The 20,774-nt window shown below is 49.1% G+C and carries 15 protein-coding genes; 8 read left to right on the forward strand and 7 right to left on the reverse strand.

Features of this window, described 5'->3' with window-relative positions; genetic code table 11:
* Positions 1-64: 64 nt before the first annotated feature.
* Positions 65-1,819, reverse strand: a complete 1,755-nt coding sequence (locus FIM25_RS05740) for a DEAD/DEAH box helicase (protein WP_218961301.1) — start codon at positions 1,817-1,819, stop codon at positions 65-67.
* A 121-nt stretch (positions 1,820-1,940) separates the two neighbouring features.
* Positions 1,941-2,483, reverse strand: a complete 543-nt coding sequence (locus FIM25_RS05745; protein WP_179953189.1) for an isochorismatase family protein — start codon at positions 2,481-2,483, stop codon at positions 1,941-1,943.
* A gap of 400 nt (positions 2,484-2,883) precedes the next feature.
* Between FIM25_RS05745 and FIM25_RS05750 the strand changes: the two genes are divergently transcribed.
* From FIM25_RS05750 to ade, 8 genes are all read left to right on the forward strand, one after another.
* On the forward strand, positions 2,884-3,333 hold the full coding sequence (locus FIM25_RS05750) for an Hsp20/alpha crystallin family protein (RefSeq protein ID WP_139447218.1): 450 nt from the start codon (positions 2,884-2,886) through the stop codon (positions 3,331-3,333).
* A 587-nt stretch (positions 3,334-3,920) separates the two neighbouring features.
* Positions 3,921-5,024, forward strand: coding sequence for a KamA family radical SAM protein (locus FIM25_RS05755; RefSeq protein WP_139447220.1), 1,104 nt, complete (start codon positions 3,921-3,923; stop codon positions 5,022-5,024).
* On the forward strand, positions 5,015-5,869 hold the full coding sequence (gene dapF, locus FIM25_RS05760) for a diaminopimelate epimerase (protein WP_139447222.1): 855 nt from the start codon (positions 5,015-5,017) through the stop codon (positions 5,867-5,869). Before FIM25_RS05755 ends, dapF begins: the two co-directional genes overlap by 10 nt.
* A gap of 455 nt (positions 5,870-6,324) precedes the next feature.
* Entirely contained in the window at positions 6,325-7,143 is an 819-nt protein-coding gene (locus FIM25_RS05765) for a purine-nucleoside phosphorylase (protein ID WP_139447224.1), read from the forward strand.
* Entirely contained in the window at positions 7,143-8,444 is a 1,302-nt protein-coding gene (locus FIM25_RS05770) for an amidohydrolase family protein (protein WP_139447226.1), read from the forward strand. Before FIM25_RS05765 ends, FIM25_RS05770 begins: the two co-directional genes overlap by 1 nt.
* Before the next feature lie 369 nt (positions 8,445-8,813).
* Positions 8,814-10,619, forward strand: a complete 1,806-nt coding sequence (locus FIM25_RS05775) for a response regulator (protein ID WP_139447228.1) — start codon at positions 8,814-8,816, stop codon at positions 10,617-10,619.
* A 262-nt stretch (positions 10,620-10,881) separates the two neighbouring features.
* Entirely contained in the window at positions 10,882-13,161 is a 2,280-nt protein-coding gene (locus FIM25_RS05780) for a response regulator (RefSeq protein ID WP_139447230.1), read from the forward strand.
* Positions 13,162-13,174: 13 nt separating this feature from the next.
* Entirely contained in the window at positions 13,175-14,896 is a 1,722-nt protein-coding gene (gene ade / locus FIM25_RS05785; protein ID WP_139447233.1) for an adenine deaminase, read from the forward strand.
* 69 nt (positions 14,897-14,965) lie between these two features.
* On the opposite strand, the gene FIM25_RS05790 is transcribed toward ade, so the two are convergent.
* The 5 genes from FIM25_RS05790 to FIM25_RS05810 form a co-directional block, all read right to left on the reverse strand.
* Complete coding sequence (locus FIM25_RS05790; protein ID WP_139447235.1) at positions 14,966-16,195, reverse strand: hypothetical protein; 1,230 nt, start codon at positions 16,193-16,195, stop codon at positions 14,966-14,968.
* Between the two features lie 566 nt (positions 16,196-16,761).
* Entirely contained in the window at positions 16,762-17,091 is a 330-nt protein-coding gene (locus FIM25_RS05795; protein ID WP_139447431.1) for a ferredoxin-thioredoxin reductase catalytic domain-containing protein, read from the reverse strand.
* 5 nt (positions 17,092-17,096) lie between these two features.
* Positions 17,097-17,516, reverse strand: coding sequence for a glutaredoxin family protein (locus FIM25_RS05800; RefSeq protein WP_342774328.1), 420 nt, complete (start codon positions 17,514-17,516; stop codon positions 17,097-17,099).
* 29 nt (positions 17,517-17,545) lie between these two features.
* Positions 17,546-18,898, reverse strand: coding sequence for a sigma-54 interaction domain-containing protein (locus tag FIM25_RS05805; protein ID WP_246052033.1), 1,353 nt, complete (start codon positions 18,896-18,898; stop codon positions 17,546-17,548).
* A gap of 36 nt (positions 18,899-18,934) precedes the next feature.
* Positions 18,935-20,581 (reverse strand): hydantoinase/oxoprolinase family protein, encoded by a 1,647-nt coding sequence (locus FIM25_RS05810; RefSeq protein WP_139447239.1) that lies wholly within the window; start codon positions 20,579-20,581, stop codon positions 18,935-18,937.
* Between the last annotated feature and the right edge of the window lie 193 nt (positions 20,582-20,774).

The raw sequence follows: 20,774 nt of genomic DNA on the forward strand, positions 1-20,774 counted from the left end.
CTGTTGCAGTTCTTGCCAGTCCATAAACATCGTATGGCTCAAAGATATTGGTAGTCAGATTCATTTATTCTGTGCTTTCCGGGCCTCTGGAACTGCGACCTTCGGGTAGAGCTCCTTCCGGACGGGAGCCCGCAGGCTTTCTCCGGCGTCTGCGCCTTTTTTTCGGGGCAGGAGCTTCTGCATTATCCAAAGGTTCTGACTTTTTGGCTTCAGGAGGCTTTGGGGACGAAGTACCTTCCTCCCCTGCCGTGGCCGTGTTTCTGCGTGTAGGACGCCGCTTGCGCTGAGGTCTGGAAGATGGCTCTTTGCCCTCTGCTCCGGACTCTCTGCGGGGGAGTGTTTTTTTCGGTGGCGGCGGAGGAAGCTCAAGGTCCGCATCTTCGGGATAGTGGCATTCAAAGGGTTCGCCTATATATTCCTCTATGGCAGGAATATAAAAGGAATCATCCTCATCGGCAAAGCTGATGGATATGCCAGAAGCTCCGGCACGGCCCGTGCGGCCGATGCGGTGGACAAACTGTTCCGGATCCTGGGAAAGATTGTAGTTCACCACATGGCTGATGCCGTCTATGTGAATTCCCCTTGCCGCCACATCCGTTGCCACCAGCACCCGGAAAGCACCCTTTTTAAAGTCATCAAGGGCACGGATGCGCTTGTTCTGGGGAACGTCCCCTGTGATCATGGAGCAGGAAATGTTGTAGCGTTGCAGGCGTTCACTCAGGGTACGGGCTTCGCTTTTTCTGTTGGTGAAAACCATGACCCTTTCCAGATTCTGGCGGGTGATGATGTTCCAGAGAAGGGCGAATTTCTGATCTGCGGTGACAATGTAATTTTTACGGTCCACATTTTCCGTGGCAATGACATCGGGTTCGATTTCCACATTCACCGGATCCAGGGTCCACTGCCGGGAAAGGCGCATGACATCATCGGAAAGGGTGGCACTGAAAAACAGGGTCTGTCGCTGCTCCTTACGGGGGGTTTCATAGACAATCTGTTTGACATCGGGAATAAAACCCATGTCCAGCATACGGTCTGCCTCGTCAATGACAAGGATTTCCACCTTGTAAAGGCGTATCAGGCCCTGCTTTTTAAAGTCCAGCAGACGGCCCGGTGTTGCCACAACAATATCTATAACCTTTTCCGCAAGAATACGTTTTTGATGCTCGTAGCCCATGCCACCGAAGATGGCGGCAATTTTAATGGGTGTGTATTTACCCAGATCCTTTGCATCCTGCTCAATCTGAAGGGCCAGCTCCCGGGTGGGGGCCAGTATGAGGGCTCTGGGTACACCGGGTCTGCGGTTGTCCTTAGGGTTTTTCAAGAGCTGGGCATAGATGGCCAGAAGAAAGGCCGCACTTTTGCCTGTACCGGTCTGGGCTTTGCCTGTGGCGTCTCTGCCTTCCAGGGTTCCGGGGAGAATATCCGCCTGAATGGGGGTACAGTACTGAAACCCAAGCTCATGGATGCCCCGCATCAGTTTGGCCGGAAGCCCGAGATCATGGAAACGGGTTTTGCCTTCACTTTCGGAAATATCAAAATTCTCAAGCAACCAAGGAGGAATTTCTTCCGCCATGGCCCCTTCCTGCTTCTGGGGCTTTTTTACCTTTCCTGAAGCAGTCTCATCCCGGTTTTGCCTTGCATCTTCAGGGCTTTTGCTTTTTTTTGTTTTTTCCCTGATGGGTTCAGAGGGCAGGCGGTCCCTTGCCGCCTTATCCGGAGATAAAGATACCAGCGGTTCGGCTGTGGTTTCCGGACGGCCCTTGGCTTTACCCTTTCCAAAAATACGGTCTGTCAGTTTAACGAAAATGGCTCGGATCAAATGCTTACCTTTTTTGCAAATGGATACAACGGATTATGCGTTTTTAAAAAAGTAACTCCCGCCAAGCGGGATGGTATTAAAAACGCCCCTTTGGAACAAAAAATATCTTATCTTATAAACTTCACTTCACAATCTCAAGGAAATCTTTAAATTCCGGCACATCTGCCCGGCCCATGGCTTCAAAAAGCAGGCCTTCCACGCAGGCTGGAAAAACCCCGAAGGCCTGCATGCGCAGCAGTCCTGCCTCTTTATCTGCCGGTTTTCGGGAAGAGACTCCGTCCATGGCCACATGGACCCGGAAGCCATCGCCCGCAAGCCCCATGGCGGTCTGGGCCACACATACATGGGCTTCAATACCACAGATCAGAATATCCATGATATGATTCTCCGCAAGCCAGTTCCGGAATTCAGTATGTCTGTGCCCGCCAAAATGCTGTTTGGTGAACAGGGGGGCATCACTGGCCAGAAGCCGCAGCTCCGGCAGCACAGGACCCAGCCCCTGAGGGTTCTGATCAAAAAAACAAAGGGGCATATGGAGAAGCTTTGCACCCCGGATGAGCCTTGAACAACGATCCACAAGATTTTGGGTATCATCCATGGCTGCAAGAAGGCGCTGCTGCACATCCACCACCACAAGGCAGGGGGAGGTAAAAAAGGTTTCCATATCAGCTCCTGTCATAAATCAGTACCGCTCTGCCAGGGACCATGTCTGCCAGGCAGATGTACAGACACCCAGGCTGGCGATGGATCTCAATATGCCTGTTTCACATCTTCACCATAGGCTTTTGAAGAAAATTTTGCAAAAAAGTCCCCTTGACACCTTTTTCACTGTGCTTAAATTATGAGCCATAAAAAGATCTTGCCATGGTAAAAAAAAGGCTCTTTCATATAAGATAGATAAAAGAAGTATTAAAAATTTTATTGCAGGTATCTTGACAAAACATCTTGTAATTAAAATTATTAAAAACAAAAATCATGCAAGGCATGATAGGATTAAAGTTTATATTGAGTGAAACAATAAAGATAAAAAAAGCCTTAATCAATATCTTAAAGGAGGTGGCATTATGACACTGGTAAGATGGGAACCCTTCCGCAATGTTGCTTCTCTGCAGGACCGCATTAACCGCATGTTTGATGATGCCTTTAACAAGGCCAGGGATATAGATGAAAATGCCATGGGTGCGTGGCGTCCTTCCGTGGACATCTTTGAAACGGAAACAGCCATTGTGCTTGAAGCAGAACTTCCCGGTGTGACCCGTGACGACATCACTGTGGAAGTGGAAAACAATGTCCTTTCCCTTAAGGGTGAGCGCAAGGAAATCCGGGAAGTGGAAGAAGACCATTATTATCGGAGAGAAAGAATTATAGGTCGCTTTCACAGAGCCTTCACCCTGCCCGTGGATGTGAACCATGAACAGATCAAGGCGAATTTCCAAAACGGCATTCTGCGCCTTGAGGTCCCCAAGCCTGAGGAGAAAAAACCCAAAAAGATTGCCATTCAGGTAGAAAACTGATGCTCCCTTCTGCCGGAGTCGCCCTCCACTCCGGTAGAAATCAGTTTTTTATTCCTTAAAAAGAGTAATTATTCAGCACAGTTTATTCCGAACTGCCAATGCTGTAATTGCAGCAGCTTCGTATGCTGCAAGGCTCCGTGGCTATTTGCAAGTGACGTTGCAATCGTTTCGGATCAGAGCTTTGAAGGCCTGTGCGAAAGAAGCGGCAAACTGTCTGAGCCGCCACAGAGTCAGCGTGCTTAAAGCCTGCCATGGTAATCAAAAAGTTTATCCTGACTGTGGCGGCGAGTTTTTGCCGCTTCCGCACAGGGCAAGAAGCTCCCGAATAAGATTGCGTCACGGGCAAATAGCTTGGGGCCTGCGCATATGTCTTACAGCTATGGTATTTGTAAAACGATACTGAATAATTTCTAAAAAGGCAGATATCTCCCCCATAAAAATCTGCCCATATGAAAAGGCCCTTAAGAACAGGGCCTTTTCTTTTTGACCGCAAATGGCTACAACAGCCATGCCATCCGGGAAAGTCCCGGAACCGGATTTTTATGGTGCATTCTTAAAATCACCTCTTTCATTTCAGGCAGAAATAAGTGAGCTTTTTTTCCCATACAGACTGGAAAAACATCCTGCGGGACAGCGCAGAAACACCGGAAGAAATTGCCTTTGCCCTGAATCTGGATGCAGAAGAGCTTGCATCTGTGACAAGGCGCTATCCTGCACGCATCAATCCCTATTATATGGATCTGATAAAGAAAAACGGTCTTCCGCTTTTTCTGCAGGCCGTCCCCCGGAAGGAGGAGCTGGAGGATCTGCCCTGGCTTCTCCCCGACGGACTCTGCGAAGAAATCCAGTCTCCTGTTCCCGGTGTTTTTCACCGCTACCCGGACCGGGTGATTCTGGCCGTATCTTCGGAATGTGCCCTTTTCTGCAGGCACTGCATGCGCAAACGGGATCTGGGGGAAAAAAATATTTTCGATAAAAAAGCAGCCCTTGCCTATCTGGAAGGGCATCCTGAAATTAAAGATGTGATCCTTTCCGGGGGAGATCCCCTCATGCTTTCCGATGCAGGACTTGACGATCTTCTAACGGCACTGCGGCGCATCCCCCATGTGGAAACCCTTCGCATCCATACCCGCATGCCCTGCACCCTGCCCTGCCGCATCACGCCTGAACTGGTAAAAATGCTTCGTTCCCATGCGCCCCTTTTTGTTAATACCCACTTCAATCATCCATCTGAGATTACGGAAGAAAGCACTAAGGCCTGTGGTCTTCTTGTGGATGCGGGTATTCCTGTGGGCTGCCAGTCCGTTTTGCTTAAAGGTGTCAATGATGATAAAAATATTTTGACTTCTCTTTTCAGAAAACTCATGTCCATCCGGGTACGTCCCTATTATCTTCATCATCCCGATCCTGTGGCAGGCATCCTTCCCTTCCGCATGGATGTGCAGAAGGGTCTTGAAATTTATCGCAGAATCAAGGGACATGTTTCGGGCATGGCTGTTCCACCCTATATGATTGATCTGCCCGGAGGCGGAGGCAAAGTAGGGCTGCATCCGGACACTTTCTGTGATATGGATGGAAATGGATGGATACGGGTAGCCAATTTTGAAGGAAGAATTTATGATTATCCGGCTTTGGCCTGCCCCATCGGTCCCCCCATTATCCCGGTAAATAAGGAGAAACCATGGAGATAGCCCTTACCAAAATGCATGGTCTGGGGAATGATTTTCTTCTGGCAGATGACAGAAATGGCAGCATTGCCGAAAAATTATCCTACGGAGAGCTGGCAGTAAAAATCTGTGACCGGCATTTTGGCATTGGTGCTGACGGGTTGATACTTATTCTTCCTTCCACCTCCTGTGATCTGGGCTTTGCCATCTATAACTCCGATGGATCAGAGGCTGGAATGTGTGGAAATGGCATCCGCTGCTTTGCACGCTACGTTTATGAAAAGACTATTCTTCGTCAGAAAATAATGACCATTGAAACGGCTTCCGGACCTGTGGTCTGTCTTCTGGAAAATGACGGGGAAGATCTGGTCACAAGTGTTCGTGTGGATATGGGGCCTCCAAGGCTTATGCCTGAAGAAATTCCTTTTATATGGCCAACAAGTGAAGCCATTGAAGTACCCCTCAAGGTTCTGGATCAGGCTTTTCAGGTAACGCCTGTATCCATGGGAAATCCCCATGCCGTTATTTTTATGGATAAAATAGATGATATTCCCCTGGAAGTATGGGGGCCTCTGGTGGAAAAGCACCCTGCTTTTCCTGAAAAAACCAATGTGGAATTTGTTGAGGTTCTCTCAAGGGAAAAAATGCGGGTCCGGGTTTGGGAGCGGGGAGCCGGAGTCACCCTGGCCTGCGGTACCGGAGCCTGTGCCGTTCTTGTGGCGGGGGTACTCACCGGCAGAAGCGAAAGAAAGGCTGAAATAATCCTTCCCGGAGGCAGCCTTGCGGTGGAATGGGATGAGCGTTCCGGCCATTTACATAAAAGAGGCCCAGCGGAATGGGTTTTTGAAACTAAAATCAAACTTTTTTAAAATTAAAATCTGTTTCCTCAATAAAAGAAGTTGCGTAATTGTTCAGCACAATTTTCCAAGTACCATAGCTGCCAGACAGATGCACAGGTACCCAGGCTATTTGCCTGTGACGCAATCTTTTTCGGGAGCTTCTTGCCCTCTGCGGAAGCGGCAAAAACTCCCCGCCACAGGCAGAATGCGCTTTTTTATTACCATAGCAGGCCTTAGTACGCTGCCTTTGTGGCGGCTCAGACAGTTTGCCGCTTCTTTCGCACAGGCCTGCAAAGCTCTGATCCGAAACGATTGCAACGTCACATGCAAACAGTCAGGGTGCCTTGCAACAGTACGAAGCTGCTGCAATTGCAGCATTGGAATTTCAGAATAAATAGTGCTGAACAGTTACGAAGTTGCTGTCTATAACCTTTTTGGCTCGATAAAAGCCATATTGCTTCAATCGAATATACAGGCAGGTCATAATGGGTTTTTACGATAAAACAGATAAGGCAGTGGCGTACATTAAAGAACGCTGCGATATCCGGCCTGAAATTCTTATAATGACAGGTACGGGGCTTGGTAAAAGTACGGGAACCCTTGAAGATGAAATAAGGATTCCCTATGGGCTTATTCCTGAATTTCCCATATCCACGGTCAGCGGCCACGCAGGAGAGCTGGTTCTGGGACGCCTTGGCGGAAAAAATGTGGCGGTGATGCGGGGGCGTTTTCATCTTTATGAGGGATACAGCCCTGAGGAAATTGCCTTTCCCATAAGGGTTTTCCATGAAATGAGGGTCAAAACCCTTATTCTCACCAATGCCGCCGGAGGCATTGGTCCTGATTTTGAGGTGGGGGATCTCATGAGCATCCGGGATCACATCAATCTCACCGGAGAAAATCCCCTTGTGGGTGAAAATAACAATGCCTGGGGCCCCCGTTTTCCGGATATGTCCGCAGCCTATGATCCGGCCATGGCAGAGCTTATAAAAAAGCTTGCCTCTGCTTCGGGATTTACCCTGCGGGAGGGTGTTTACGTGGGCCTGAAAGGGCCCAGCTTTGAAACCCCTGCGGAAATTCGTTTTTTAAAAACCATAGGCGGTCATGCCGTGGGCATGTCCACGGTAATGGAAGTAATTAGCGCAAGGCATCTGGGCATGAGGGTTGCCGGTATTTCCACCATCACCAACATAAATGACCCGGACAGGCCTCAGATTGCCACCCTTGAATCCATCATGGAGGAAGCGGACAGGGCATCTCTGCGCTTGGAAAAACTCCTGACCCTTCTGGTGGAGGCCCTCTGATGCAGGCGGATATACTCATTGAAAATGGCTGGATTCTTACCATGGACCCGGAAAATACGGTTTTTGAAAAAGGCTCCCTTGCCATCAGTGGTGAAAGCATCCTGGCCGTTGGAAAAGCTGAAGATCTTTCCCATATAGAGGCTCGGGAAAAAGTGGATGCCAGGGGAGGGGTCATCCTTCCGGGTTTTGTCAATGTGCATACCCATGCTTCCATGACCCTTTTTAGAGGTCTGGCCGATGACCTTCCCCTGATGCGCTGGCTGGAGGATCATATTTTTCCTGCTGAGGCCAGGCTGACTCCTGAGCTTGTCCGTCTGGGTGCCGAACTGGCCTGCCTTGAAATGATGGCTTCCGGCACCACCACCTTCTGTGACATGTATCTCTTTGAAAATGCCGTGGCAGAAGCCGCAGATACGGCAGGTATGCGGGCCGTGGTGGGCGAGGTTCTCTATGATTTTCCCTCTCCCTGCTATGGTCCCATAGAAAAGGGCTTTCTTCATGTCGAGGAAATGATAGGCCGATGGAAGTATCACCCCCGCATTACCATTGCCCTTAAACCCCATTCTCCATACCTTTGTGCGCCGGAGCTGCTTTCCCGTGCCTTTGACATGGCCGAAACCCACAATCTGCCCTTTGTCATCCATCTGGCTGAAACTGCTGCTGAAACAGAAACCATTAAAAAGACGTATGGCAAAAGTCCTGTTGCCCATCTGGCAGATCTTGGCCTTTTGTCCCAAAGGACCCTTGCTGCCCATTGTGTGAAGATGGATGAAGCGGATATTGAGCTTTTTGCCATGAAGGGAAGCTCTGTAGCGCACAATCCCCAGAGTAATATGAAACTGGCATCGGGCATTGCCCCTGTGCCTGCTTTTTTGAAGGCAGGAATTACCGTAGGCATTGGCACAGACGGAGCTGCATCCAACAATGATCTGAACATGCTTTCGGAAATGCGCAGTGCCGCCCTGATACACAAGGTGACTTCGGCAGATCCAACCCTTATGGATGCCGGTACCATTCTGCGTATGGCCACCATAGACGGGGCAAAATGCCTGGGTCTTGATGAGATAACAGGCTCCCTTGAAGAGGGAAAGCAGGCGGATATTATTCTGATGGATACGGATAAGCCCCACATGACCCCCCTTTATAATCCATTTTCTCAGGTGGTATATGCGGCAGGCCGCAATGATATCCGGGATGTTTTTGTGGCGGGAAAAGGAATCTACAGAAACCGCTGCCATACCACTCTGGATGCGGATGCCATCTGCCGCAGAGTGCGGGAGGCGGTTCTGACATTTCGTTAAGAATATCTATAGGCACACAGGTCGTTTGATCGTGACGAAAACGATTGAAATGTCACTTACAAACAGCCTGTGTACCTTATGCTCCACCTGCAAGGGATCAAGGGCTTGAATAAATTGATAAAAAATGAAATGTTTGATATTCGCCACAAAATGCACTGAACGATTATAAAATAACAGTCGTAACTATTCATATCCGGCTTGTCCTCAGAATTCCTTGATTTTTTTATCCTCCCAAGATAATTTTATTTGGTTACGCTAAAATACAAGAAACTTCTCCCTGCTCAATTTTCTGCTGCTGTGGTCAAAAAGAGCCCTCCATTTTTCTCTGACCAAACCAGCCTCGCCCCCTAAAGATTCCGGAGGTTTTTTATGTTACCCTCCCTGACATCAAAAAATATAAACCAGCGGGAAAGAAGCCTTGAAGCAAAGGCTTTTTTATCCTTTTTCAATGAGAAGATTCTGCCAAGCCGGCGTATGGCCGTGGCCTTCAGCATCTTTTTTTATGGGATTTCCGGTTTTCTGGATGCGGCCCTTCTGGAAAAAAGAGAATTGTATATTATCCTTTCCATCCGATACCTTGTCGTTATTCCTCTGGCTTTTCTGGCCCTCGGTTTAAGTTTTAAAGTAAAATGGGTGCAGCGTCATTTTGAACCCATTGTTTCATTTCTTCTTTATCTCTGTGCCCTGAGTATGATTCTCATGGTGGTCTTTGTGGAGAATGTCCATGTCTTGTCCCTGTACATGTTTGGTATTCTGCTGGTTATTTTTGTGGGATACAGCTTGCAACGGCTCTTTTTTTTCTGGGCGAGTATTACGGGTGCTCTGATTCTTATTTCCTTTGTTGCTGCCACGCCCTGGATGTCCATGGAAAAAAACCATGTGACGACCTATGCCCTTCAGCTTTTCTGCGGGTATGTGGCCAGCATCATTGGTGCCTATTTCATGGAATCTGTATCTTACAGTGAGTATCTTTCCCGGAAAGAAACGGAAGCACAGCGGATAAAGGTGGATGAGCTGAATGCGGGTCTTGAATTACGGGTAGAGGAAAGAACCAGAATTTATAATGAAAAAGCCAAAGAAGCCGAAAGGCTTCTGGAGCAGCAGCAGGTGGTGGAAAGAACCCTGCGCATGACGGAAAAACAGCACAGAGATCTTTTGGAAATAGTTGAAGATGCCTGCTTTGAACTGGATCTTGAAGGCCGGATTCAGTATTTCAACACGGCCCTCTGCCGCATTACCGGAAGACCCTCTTCTGAAATCAGGGCCAACCGGTTTTTCTTCTGGCTGAATGTAGATGATGCAACACTTCTCAGAAAACAGATGGAAAGCAAAGCCCATGTTGGCGGTACAGCCATTCTTTCACTGGACCTGCAGAAACCCGATGAGGATATTGTGTCTGTGCGGCTGAGCCTTTCTCCCATAGAAGATGGGCAGAGCCGTATTTCAGGATTTCGCTGTGTGGCCAGGGATACCAGTCGTGAGGTCAGGCTTAAAACAGAACTGAATACGGCCCGGCAGAATCAGAATCTTTCGGAAAATCAGCACTTAAAATTTCTTCGTCACATGGCCCACAGCCTGAGAACTCCCATGAATGCCATACTGGGTGGCCTGCACCTGCTTAAAGAGAACGGAGCTTCCCTGGTCCTGGGAGAAGCATCAGAACATATGCAGGGAGTTCTTGAGGATATTCAGGACTATATACAGCTGGCCGAAGGACAGGGGCAAGCCAGACCTGTGGAAGAAAAAAGCAAGGTCCAAAGGCTCTCTCAGGAAGAGCGGAATGAAAAAATGTATCCCCTTATTCTTCTGGTGGAAGATAATATCATCAACCAGAAAATCACCATGAAACTTCTTGAAATAAAGAAATATACCCCTGACCTTGCGGAGAATGGCTTTCAGGCGCTGGAAAAACTTGAAAAGCAGAGCTATAATTTGGTCTTGATGGATGTACAGATGCCGGAAATGGACGGACTCACAGCCACCCGCAAAATCCGGGAAGGCCTTTGCGGAAAAGAGGCAGCCCTTACTCCCATTGTGGCCTTTACCGCCCACGCTTCTTCCCAGGACAGACAGGCCTGTCTGGATGCCGGAATGGATGATGTGCTGACTAAGCCGGCCAGGCCCGAGGGTCTGCAGAGCATGGTGGAAAAATGGCTAAGGCGGAAAGAATCATAAAATTAAGGAATCTAAGGTAAATATCAGAAATGGATGCTTGTGACCTGGGGAGATGCCAAGAGAGATCTTATTCTTATAAGCGATCATCCTGATTTATCTTCAGAATTCCTTGATTTTTTTACCCTTTCAAGATAAATTTATAATGTTGTACTGAAATACAAGAAACTTCTCCCTGCTCACGCTCTGCTGCTGTGGTCAAAAAGAAACCTCCATTTTTCTCTGGCCAAAACAGCCCTGCCCCTAAAGATTCCGGAGGTTTTTTGTGATCCCCTCCCTGACTTCAAAAAACGTAAGCCAGCAGGATAAATGCCTTGAAGCAAGGGCTTTTTTATCCTTTTTCAATGAAAAGGTTCTGCCTGCCCGGCGCATGGGTATTGCCTTTGGCATCTTTTTTTACGGAATCTTCGGTCTCCTTGATGTTGCACTTCTGGAAAAAAAAGAACTCTTCATTATCCTTTCCATCCGTTATCTTCTTATTCTTCCTCTGGCTTTTCTGGTTCTTGGCTGCAGTTTCAGAGTAAAATGGGTGCAGCGTCATTTTGAACCCATCGTTGCTTTCCTTATTTTTCTTTGCTCCCTGAGCATGATCCTAATGGTAACCCTTGCCCATGATGCCCATGGCTTATCCCATTATATGTTCGGTGTTCTGCTGGTCATTTTTGTGGGATACAGCCTGTTCCGGCTATTTTTCTTCTGGGCAGGCATTACGGGTGCTCTTATTATTATTGCTTTTTTGCTTTCCACGCCATGGCTGCCCATGGAAAAGACCCTGGTGATTGCCTATGCCCTTCAACTTTTCTGCGGGTATGTTGGCAGCATGATCGGTGCCTATGTCATGGAGACGGCATCCTACAGGGATTATCTTTCCAACATGGAGATGGAAGCACAGCGGAAAAAAGTGGATGGCCTGAATGCGGATCTGGAATTACGGGTAGAGGAAAGAACCAGAATTTATAATGAAAAAGCCAGAGAAGCCGAGAGGCTTCTGGAGCAGCAGCAGCTAATCGAAAGAACCCTGCGCATGACTGAAAAACAGCACAGGGACCTTTTGGAGATAGTTGAGGATGCCTGCTTTGAACTGGATCTTGAAGGCCGGATCCAGTATTTTAACACGGCTCTATGCCGTATTACCGGAAGGCACCCTTCTGAAATCAGGGCCAATCGTTTTTTCTGCTGGCTGAATGTGGATGATGCCACACTTCTCAGAAAACAGATGGAAAGCAAAGCCCATGTTGGCGGTACAGCCATTCTTTCCCTGGACCTGCAAAAACCCGATGAGGATATTGTGTCTGTGCGACTGAGCCTTTCTCCCAGAGAAGACGGACAGAGCCGTATTTCAGGATTCCGCTGTGTGGCCAGAGATACAAGTCGTGAGGTCAGGCTTAAAACGGAATTGAATACAGCCCGTCAGAACCAGAATCTTTCGGACAGTCACCACTTAAAGTTCCTTCGTCATATGACCCACAGCCTTAGAACCCCTATGAATGCCATACTGGGTGGACTGCACCTGCTTACTGAAAAGACAGAGGCATCCGTAACTCTTGGGGAAGCATCGGGGCGTATGCAGGGCGTTCTGGAGGATATTCAAGACTATATACAGCTGGCCGAAGGGCAGTGGGTTTCCCAGGAGGATATTTTTTCACCTAAGGAAGCAGGTTCTGAAATTTGTGCATCCTACAGTGTCTGGGCAGAAAACCGGGGCCTTGAATTTCATTTTGAAACACGCAACCTGCCGGATTTTCTACAGGGGGATGTCCGTTTTTTTAAGCGGATTCTCAATAAATTTCTGGATAATGCCCTTAGGTTTACAGAAAAAGGCTCCATAGATGTTTTTCTGGGATGCAGAAACATAGCAGACATGCTCTGGCTTGTCATGGAGGTAGCGGATACGGGCTGCGGTATGGATGAAGTAAAAATAGCACATGCCTTTGAAGCCCCCCACAGCATGAAGGGTGGAGAAGAGAATCAGAGTACCATGGGGCTGGGGCTGGCCTTTATCCATCTGATGACGGAACAACTGGAAGGAAATCTGCGTATCCGGAGTCTTCCGGAAAAAGGAACACGGATCATCTGTGAAATTCCCGTCAGAGAGGTCAGGCCTGTGGAAGAAAAAAACAAGGGGCAAAGGCAGTTTCAGGCAGAACAGAATAAAAGAAAGCAGCCCCTCATTCTTCTGGTGGAAGACAATATCATCAATCAGAAGATAACCATGAAACTTCTTGAAATAAACGAATATACTCCTGATCTTGCCGAAAATGGCATTGAAGCGCTGGAAAAACTTAAAAAGCAGAGCTATGATCTGATTCTGATGGATGTACAGATGCCGGAGATGGACGGACTCACAGCCACCCGCAAAATCCGGGAAGGTCTTTGCGGAAAAGAGGCGGCCCTTACTCCCATTGTGGCCTTTACCGCCCACGCTTCTCCCCAGGACAGGCAGGCCTGTCTGGATGCCGGAATGGATGATGTACTGACCAAGCCGGCCAGGCCTGAGGCTCTTCAGGCCATGGTGGAAAAATGGATAAGGCAGAAAGAATTATAAAAAGGCGGAATTTATGGAAAAATATAAGGAATGGATGAGTGTGGCCCGGGGAGATGTCCCGGCGGATCTTCTTTTTACAGGGGCCAGGATCATCAATGTTTATACGGGAGAGATCCTTGAAACATCCCTTGCCATTCATCAGGGGCGTTTTGTTGGATTCGGGGATTATGAGGCCATCAACACCATTGAACTGGGGGGACGCCATATAGCCCCCGGCTTTATAGATGCCCACGTTCACCTTGAAAGCAGCATGGCCTCACCTTCGGAATTTGTGAAAGCAGTACTCCCCAGAGGCACCACAACGGTGGCCGCAGATCCCCATGAAATTGCCAATGTGCTGGGAAGTGAAGGTATACAGTACATGCTGAAAGCCAGTGAAAATCAGCCCATGGACCTGTTTTTCACCCTGCCATCCTGTGTTCCTGCCACCCATATGGAAACTGCAGGGGCCAGTTTGCAGGCATCTGATCTGGCTCCTTTTTTTTATCATCCCCGTATCCTGGCTCTGGCTGAAATGATGAATTTCCCCGGTGTTATTTTAGGGGATAAAGGAGTGCATGACAAAATCAGAGATGCTCACAGGAGATCAAAGCCTGTGGATGGTCATGCTCCGGGACTTTCCGGTAAAGCTCTGAACGCCTACCTTTCTGCGGGTATTTCTTCGGATCATGAGTGCACCACAGCGGAAGAAGCTCTGGAAAAAATGCGGGGCGGTATGCACATCATGGTACGGGAGGGCACCTGCGCCCAGAACCTTGATGCCCTGCTGCCAGCCCTGAATGAGCAGACGGCCCGGAGAATGATGTGGTGTACCGATGATCGCCATCCCCACGATCTTGTCCATGAAGGTCACATAGATGACATTATCCGCAGAGCCATTGCCGAAGGCATTGATCCTGTGATGGCCATACAGATGGGAACCCTTAATCCTGCGGAATATTTTTCACTTAAGGACAGGGGAGCCATAGCACCGGGAAAACGGGCGGATTTTGTAATCATAGGGGATCTGGAAGCATTTCACATTGAAGCCGTGTACGTTCAGGGAAAGTGTGTGGCAGAAAAGGGCAGACTGGTTTCGGATCTGGTTTTACCAGACACACCGCCTCCTCCGGAATCCATGAAGATAAGACCCGAACAGCTGGATTTTTCCCTGAAGGCAGAAGCAGAAAACATTCGTGTCATTGATGTGGTTCCCGGGCAGGTGGTTACGGGCAGTCTTGTTATGGCTGCTGCCATTGAAAAGGGTATGGCTGTGGCAGATGCGGACAGGGATATTGTCAAGCTGGCCGTTGTGGAGCGGTATACGGGAAAGGCAGGGTGCGGTATTGCCTTTGTCCGTGGGCTGGGTATAAGGGACGGGGCGCTGGCCTCCAGTGTGGGGCATGACTCCCACAACCTTATTGTGGCCGGGGACAATGATGAGGATATGAAGGCAGTGGCAGAGGTTGTTATTGAAATGAAAGGAGGCATGGCTGTTGTCAGCAGAGGCCGTGTCATGGCATCCCTTCCCCTTGCCATTGCAGGACTGATGTCGACAGCCCCCATGGAAACCATTGAGACGGAGATGAATGCCCTTATCCGTGAGGCAAAGGTTCTGGGCTGCCCCCTTGCCGATCCCTTCATGACCCTGGGTTTTCTTTCCCTGCCCGTGATTCCTTCCCTGAAACTCACGGACAGGGGCCTTGTGGATGTGGATCGTTTTGAGCTGGTTTCTGTTTTTATTGATACCCTATAAAAATTTCGGGGCTGATATTAATAGAAGAAACAGCGTATGGCTGTTTTTTCCCTTGATCAGCCCCTTTTCTTACCAGCTTATTTTGAAGTCGATCAGATAGGATTTGTCCGTAATATCCTTCAGCTCAAAGGATTCCTTATATCCCAGTGAAAAACTGAACCAGGATGTTGCCTGATATGTCCCCATACCAAATACAACGGTCTGGTTCTCATACCCATCCATCACATCATCTTGTACCTGATGCACCCGGAAAATCTCACCCTTCAGGGTCAGCCTGCCATCCATGAAATTCATGATGGCACCCACCGAGGGAGTGATGTTGTGTTCCCATGGCAGATCATTCAGGGCATCGGAAATCCAGCGAACCTCCTCTGGTACAAAATCGTTGGGAATTTCTTTTTTCAGCCCCTGATACATGAGTCCTGCATTGACAATGGCATTGGGTGTAAGGGCATGGGAATAACGCACCCCGGTTCCCCATCCATACTCTAAATATCCGCCACCGTCGGTGAACACGCTGGATTTCAGGTAGGTCACTCCAAGGGTGGCATTTACCATCCATTCCACAACACCACTGGGCTGGTACCAGCGTTTTTTGAAAAAGGGCATGAAGGCCGCATGGTGGTATTCCGTATTCATATTGTCATCGATTTCAAGCTGCCTGTAGGGAATGGTGATGCCGCCGGAATGGGCCAGGGATTCTCCGAAGCGCCATTCATAGGCCATGATTCCGCTCTTGCCCGTAGCACTGTCTGAACCTATCTCCATGCGGTCATGCTGGCCGGAAATGATGATATCCTTGTTGGATATGGGAATAAAAGAAACGGTTCCTGAATCCCCGACACCTGTTTCGCTATGATGGGAACTGACATTGGGTGCCATGTAAATGGAGGACATAAAAGCTGACTGGGCCAAGGACTGGGAGCTGGTTCTGCCGCTGGTGGCCAAATCCGGGGCATTGCCGAAAACAGCCTTGAAAAGTGTTGTTTTGTTTTCCTCCGCCCATTCAGTAAGTTGCGTCTTGTTACCGATAAAAGAGATGGGAGAAATTCCCCTGCCTTCCACAGTCATATTGATGGTGTCTGTGTCGCTTAGCTTACCATCCACACCGCCACTGATTCTATAATCCACACTGGCATTGTAAAGGGACCCCTTCTGCCAGACTCCCTGCTTTATTTCTTTTTCAGCAGGAATATTGTTGAAGATGGACTGCCATACTTCATCGTTTGCTGAAGATACAGCTATGGTAAGAAAAAAAGTCAGACCCAGAACACTCAATACTTTCAAAGATTTTAGCATAAGGCCACCTCCTCCCAAAAAAGATATAAAAAAATATTGGCTCATGATTGAGGCCTTCCGTACCGCCTCTGGCACAGAGGGTTTCTTCTGTAAAATGCAGCAGCTTTGTATCGTTGCCTGCGCATCTGTCTTACAGGTATGACACTTAAAAAAATGTACTGAGTAGCAGCTATACTCCGCATGGTCATTCTTGATACATGGGGCAATCTTGAAACGATATTGTAGGGGCAGGCCCCCGTGCCTGCCCTGGTTTTGGGCAACCATAGGGGGTTGCCCCTACAGAAAACCCATTAATGTTTCACGGTTGACCGCTTGGAGTATAACGCCCTGCTACGACGTTTTGTCATAAAGTAACTTTTGAAGTTACTTTATGTTTTGAATTTAGTTACAGAAAAAAGGCTGTTTTTTCTGTGATGTCAGTTCAGGTCAGAGGGTATTGTTTTCAGATGGAATAATTGTACGCTCCCTTTTTCCCGGAAGCAAGGCAAAAAAAACCGCACACCTCCAATGGCAGGAAAGGTGTACGGTACAGGATGGGTTTTGATAATTTCAAAAAGGTAAAAGGATCAGAACATTTTTTCCACAGGCCTGCGTTCGGGGACATAAGTTTCGGGAATCTTAGCCTGATTCCAGTCCTCAGAAACATAAAGGTTGCAGTAGCAGCTGCCAAACTCCGTCACATCCGGCTCTCTGTAAACACAGGGGCAGAGAATATCGGCATCCTTTTCCCTGTCTCCGGAAGCCAGCCTGCAGGGGCAGGCCATATAGCCATAACGCTCCTTGTTATGCAGCAAAGCCTCCAGAAGCTCCATGACCCGCTCTTTATGTTTTGAAAAGAAATAGCCCTTTGCTTCCTGGTTTTTTTTCAGCATTTCATAGAGTTTTTCAGATGTCATTGTCATCAGAATCCCAGCGCCTCCCTGATTTCATTTTCACGGAATCCCACAATAACCTTGTCATTTATCACAACAGTCGGAAAGGAGCATCGGGGATTGAGTTCACGAAGCTCCTTCAGAATCAGTGCCCGTTCTTCCTGATCCAGCGTATCCACGTCCGTAAAGGAATATGCCACACTGCATTCACTGAGAAGCTGCTTGGTGGACTTGCAGTGGCTGCAGGTACTGAGGGAGTACAGGGTTACATTATCTGGCTTGTTCTGATCCGGTTCCTTCATGGTGTAAGCTCCTTTTGTCCGGGTGTCTGAAGAAGGCGCAGCAGAAAACGCAGCGGATGTTTTATTGCCCCGGCTGCTGCCCGAAAGACCCGGTTCAGCAGCGTTTTTTCCGGAAAGTTTTTTTATCCATCCTGAAATAAATCCCATGGACATCTCCTTTCAAGCAGGCTTTTTTGTTATGAGCCTGTATACAGATCCGGATAATCCCTAAGAAAGCGGTAAAGGGTTGCCCTGCCTACCCCAAGGAGCTTGGCAGCTTTGGCCTTGTTTCCATCGGTACGTAGAAGCACCTGGGCCACAGTATCCGGTTCCAGCTTGCGGGCGGGGCCTCTTCGGGATTTCAGCTCCACTTCACCCCGGATCTCATGGGGCAGATCCACAGGTCCTATTTCGCCTCCGCCGGATTTTACTATGGCAAAGCGTACCGCATTCTGCAACTCACGGACATTGCCGGGCCAGGAATAATCCATGAACATGCCTAAGGCTTCCCTGGAAATTCTAGGCGAGGTGTGGGGATACTGCCGGGCAGCCTCCTCCATGAAGTGGTGGGCCAGAAGGGCAATGTCATTGCGCCTTTCCTTAAGGGGGGGCAGCTTTATTGGCACCACATTCAGGCGATAGTAAAGATCGTCCCTGAAATCTCCCTTTGCCACCTCTTTTTTCAGATCCCTGTTGGTTGCGGATACTATCCGGGTGTTCACCTGCAGGGTCTGTTCTCCACCCACCCGCTCAAAGGTGCCTTCCTGCAGAAAACGCAGAAGTTTTACCTGCATGTATTTGGAAAGCTCAGCCACTTCATCCAGAAAAACAGTTCCCCCGTCGGCCAGTTCAAAACGCCCTTTTTTATCCCGGACAGCTCCGGTAAAGGAGCCTTTCACATGGCCGAACAGCTCGGACTCAATGAGACCCTCTGGCAGGGCTCCACAATTGATGGGAACAAAGGGTTTTGCGGATCTGGGGCTTTCATTGTGTATGGCCGCAGCCACAAGCTCCTTTCCCGTTCCCGTATCCCCTGTGATATGTACGGGAAAATCGTACTGGGACACGTCCCGGATCTGCTGGAAAATCTGAAGCATTTTGGGATCATTTCCTATAATACCGGAAAATCGTCCCATATCCTCAGCCCGGAGACGCAAATTGAAAAGATCCGTCACATCCCGCATGGCTGCCATAACTCCCCAGAGGGAGCCGTCTGACCGCTTCATGGCAGTAACACTCATTTCCACCTGCAGAACCTCACCGGAGCGGGATACCAGATTCAGGGGATAGGCCTTGTGATCACCTTCAAAGGAACTGCCGTCACAAAAGGAGCAGCGGCTGCCGCAGAGGGGAGCGCCAAAAACCTCATGACAGTCTTTTCCAATGACTTCATCCCGCAGAAAGCCCGTCATCCGCTCCGCCTCCCGGTTGAACACAAAAATTCTGCGTTCGGTATCATGGGCGACAATCCCCGTGTCCAGGTTATCGAGAACACGGGAGAGATTTTCCTTTGAATATAAAACATCATCCATAGATAGATGGCTCATCATGGCCTTCCTGATTTTTCTACAAAAATTGGCTGTTTTTCAGGCTGTGGGATTTTCCTGCACTTCCCCAGCCGCAAGGGCGATGCGAAGGGCACCAATGGCATTTCCTACACCATGGTGTTCCGGCAGAATCAGCTCCGTTCCCAGAGACCGGGCTACTTCCGGTAAAAGGAAAGATGCCGCAGCCCCGATTCCCACCAGAGGGCCCTTCAGCCGGAAGCCTGCCTCAAGGATTTCATGCTTTCTCCGGTCAGGCCAGAAAGCTGAAAAACTTTTCCCCGTTTCCAGACGCACAAGAAAATCAATTATGGCATCTTCAATATCTGCCGCCACCCGGTCCAGCACTTCCCTGCAGAAATCTTCCACATTCATATTCAGAACACGGGCAAGGATGCTGGCACCCTCAAGGGAGGCCTCTTTCAGGCCAAAATCCAGAAGCCCCAGCACATGGAGTGCATCCGTAGGCGTAAAGCCCACGCTTTCTATGTATCCCTTCTGAAGCCCTGCAGCCATACGGTCTTTTAAAACCATATCCGGAAGTCCCGTAAGCTCTGCCAGTCTTCCCCGCCCCATGGGACCATGACTGAGAAGAAGTTTATAAATGACATCTTCTTCACCGCTTCCTGCCACAGCCCGGAGGCAGGAAGCATTTTCTTTTCCATCCATCCACTTCGAAGGCGGAGGGATATCCCCTGCCATGCAGAGGGGAACAGCCCTTTCCGGGCCAATCAGCATACCTTTTCTGTCTGTCCGCACAAAGGAATCTCCACCTGCACCCACCGTATACATGGAAACGGCAGGCACATGGGTTTCCCAGTTTCCAATGCGGCTGCCTTCGGTATTGACAAGGGGGCTGCCATTGCGGATGCGGGTAATGTCCGTTGTGGTTCCTCCCACGTCCACCACCAGGGCCTGACCTTTTTTCGAAAAACCTGCACCAAACCAGGCCGTAGCCGCAGGCCCGCTGGCCACGGTGCTGGCAGCCTGATGCACAGCCTCTTTCGCATCCATGCACCTGCCATCTCCGCATACCACACGCAGTCCTTTTTCCAGCCCGTGTTTTGAAAGGGTAAGGGAAACACCTTCAAGAAAAGCCTGCATTTTCGGCATCAGGCGGGCATTCAGAACGGTGGTGGCGGCACGGGCATCAAAACCGGGGCGGGCGCTGACTTCGTGGGAGCAGAATACGGGTTTGGCATCCACCAGCTGAATGGCTTTGGCAGCCACTTTTTCGTGGGTGGGATTGGCAAAACTCATGGCGGAGATCACTGCATAGGCATCCACATTACCCCGGAAAAAAAGAACACCCTCCAGCAGCCCTTCCACATCCAGCGGTGTTTCCTCTTCTCCTGTAACAGTATGTCCGCCCGTCACCTGACGGATACCTGCAACGGGCAGCTCCAGATGCTTGTCCAGCCCAATGACAAAAAGCCCCACATCCGCTCCCTGACCTTCCACTATACTGTTGGTGGCAAGGGTGGAGGAAACCGCAACCAATGTTACTTTTTTTGCATCAAAGTCTGCGTTCTGGCTGAGAAGCTGCAGCACCCTGTCCAGACATAGCTGAAGATCCTGATGCGTGGTTGGCGTTTTAGCCGTGGCCAGCACCTTGCCTGTATCCAGATCCATCAAAGCGGCATCCGTAAAGGTTCCGCCTGTATCCATGCCGATTCCGTAACGATCCATTTTTATTCCATCCTTAAAAGACCTGTGAAACCATTCAGCCTTGGGTATATCGTATAGTAAGCATACCTTTTGCTGTATTTAACTTAAGTTATGTTTTTTAGAGAAAATGTCAGAAAAACAAGGACTGCATACACAATAAGCGTCCTTATGAAAAGATCTCCGCCGGAAAGATAACAGGCAAAAGCGATGCAGG

Origin of the sequence: Desulfobotulus mexicanus (assembly GCF_006175995.1) — a bacterium.
Classification (GTDB): domain Bacteria; phylum Desulfobacterota; class Desulfobacteria; order Desulfobacterales; family ASO4-4; genus Desulfobotulus; species Desulfobotulus mexicanus.

Coding starts and splice junctions, on each gene's coding strand:
- dapF (WP_139447222.1), top strand. CDS start 5,015: ATGGAGATAGCCCTTACCAAAATGCATGGTCTGGGGAATGATTTTCTT.
- FIM25_RS05775 (WP_139447228.1), top strand. CDS start 8,814: ATGTTACCCTCCCTGACATCAAAAAATATAAACCAGCGGGAAAGAAGC.
- FIM25_RS05795 (WP_139447431.1), bottom strand. CDS start 17,091: ATGACATCTGAAAAACTCTATGAAATGCTGAAAAAAAACCAGGAAGCA.
- FIM25_RS05765 (WP_139447224.1), top strand. CDS start 6,325: ATGGGTTTTTACGATAAAACAGATAAGGCAGTGGCGTACATTAAAGAA.
- FIM25_RS05770 (WP_139447226.1), top strand. CDS start 7,143: ATGCAGGCGGATATACTCATTGAAAATGGCTGGATTCTTACCATGGAC.
- FIM25_RS05805 (WP_246052033.1), bottom strand. CDS start 18,898: ATGATGAGCCATCTATCTATGGATGATGTTTTATATTCAAAGGAAAAT.
- ade (WP_139447233.1), top strand. CDS start 13,175: ATGGAAAAATATAAGGAATGGATGAGTGTGGCCCGGGGAGATGTCCCG.
- FIM25_RS05800 (WP_342774328.1), bottom strand. CDS start 17,516: ATGGGATTTATTTCAGGATGGATAAAAAAACTTTCCGGAAAAAACGCT.
- FIM25_RS05790 (WP_139447235.1), bottom strand. CDS start 16,195: ATGCTAAAATCTTTGAAAGTATTGAGTGTTCTGGGTCTGACTTTTTTT.
- FIM25_RS05750 (WP_139447218.1), top strand. CDS start 2,884: ATGACACTGGTAAGATGGGAACCCTTCCGCAATGTTGCTTCTCTGCAG.
- FIM25_RS05745 (WP_179953189.1), bottom strand. CDS start 2,483: ATGGAAACCTTTTTTACCTCCCCCTGCCTTGTGGTGGTGGATGTGCAG.
- FIM25_RS05810 (WP_139447239.1), bottom strand. CDS start 20,581: ATGGATCGTTACGGAATCGGCATGGATACAGGCGGAACCTTTACGGAT.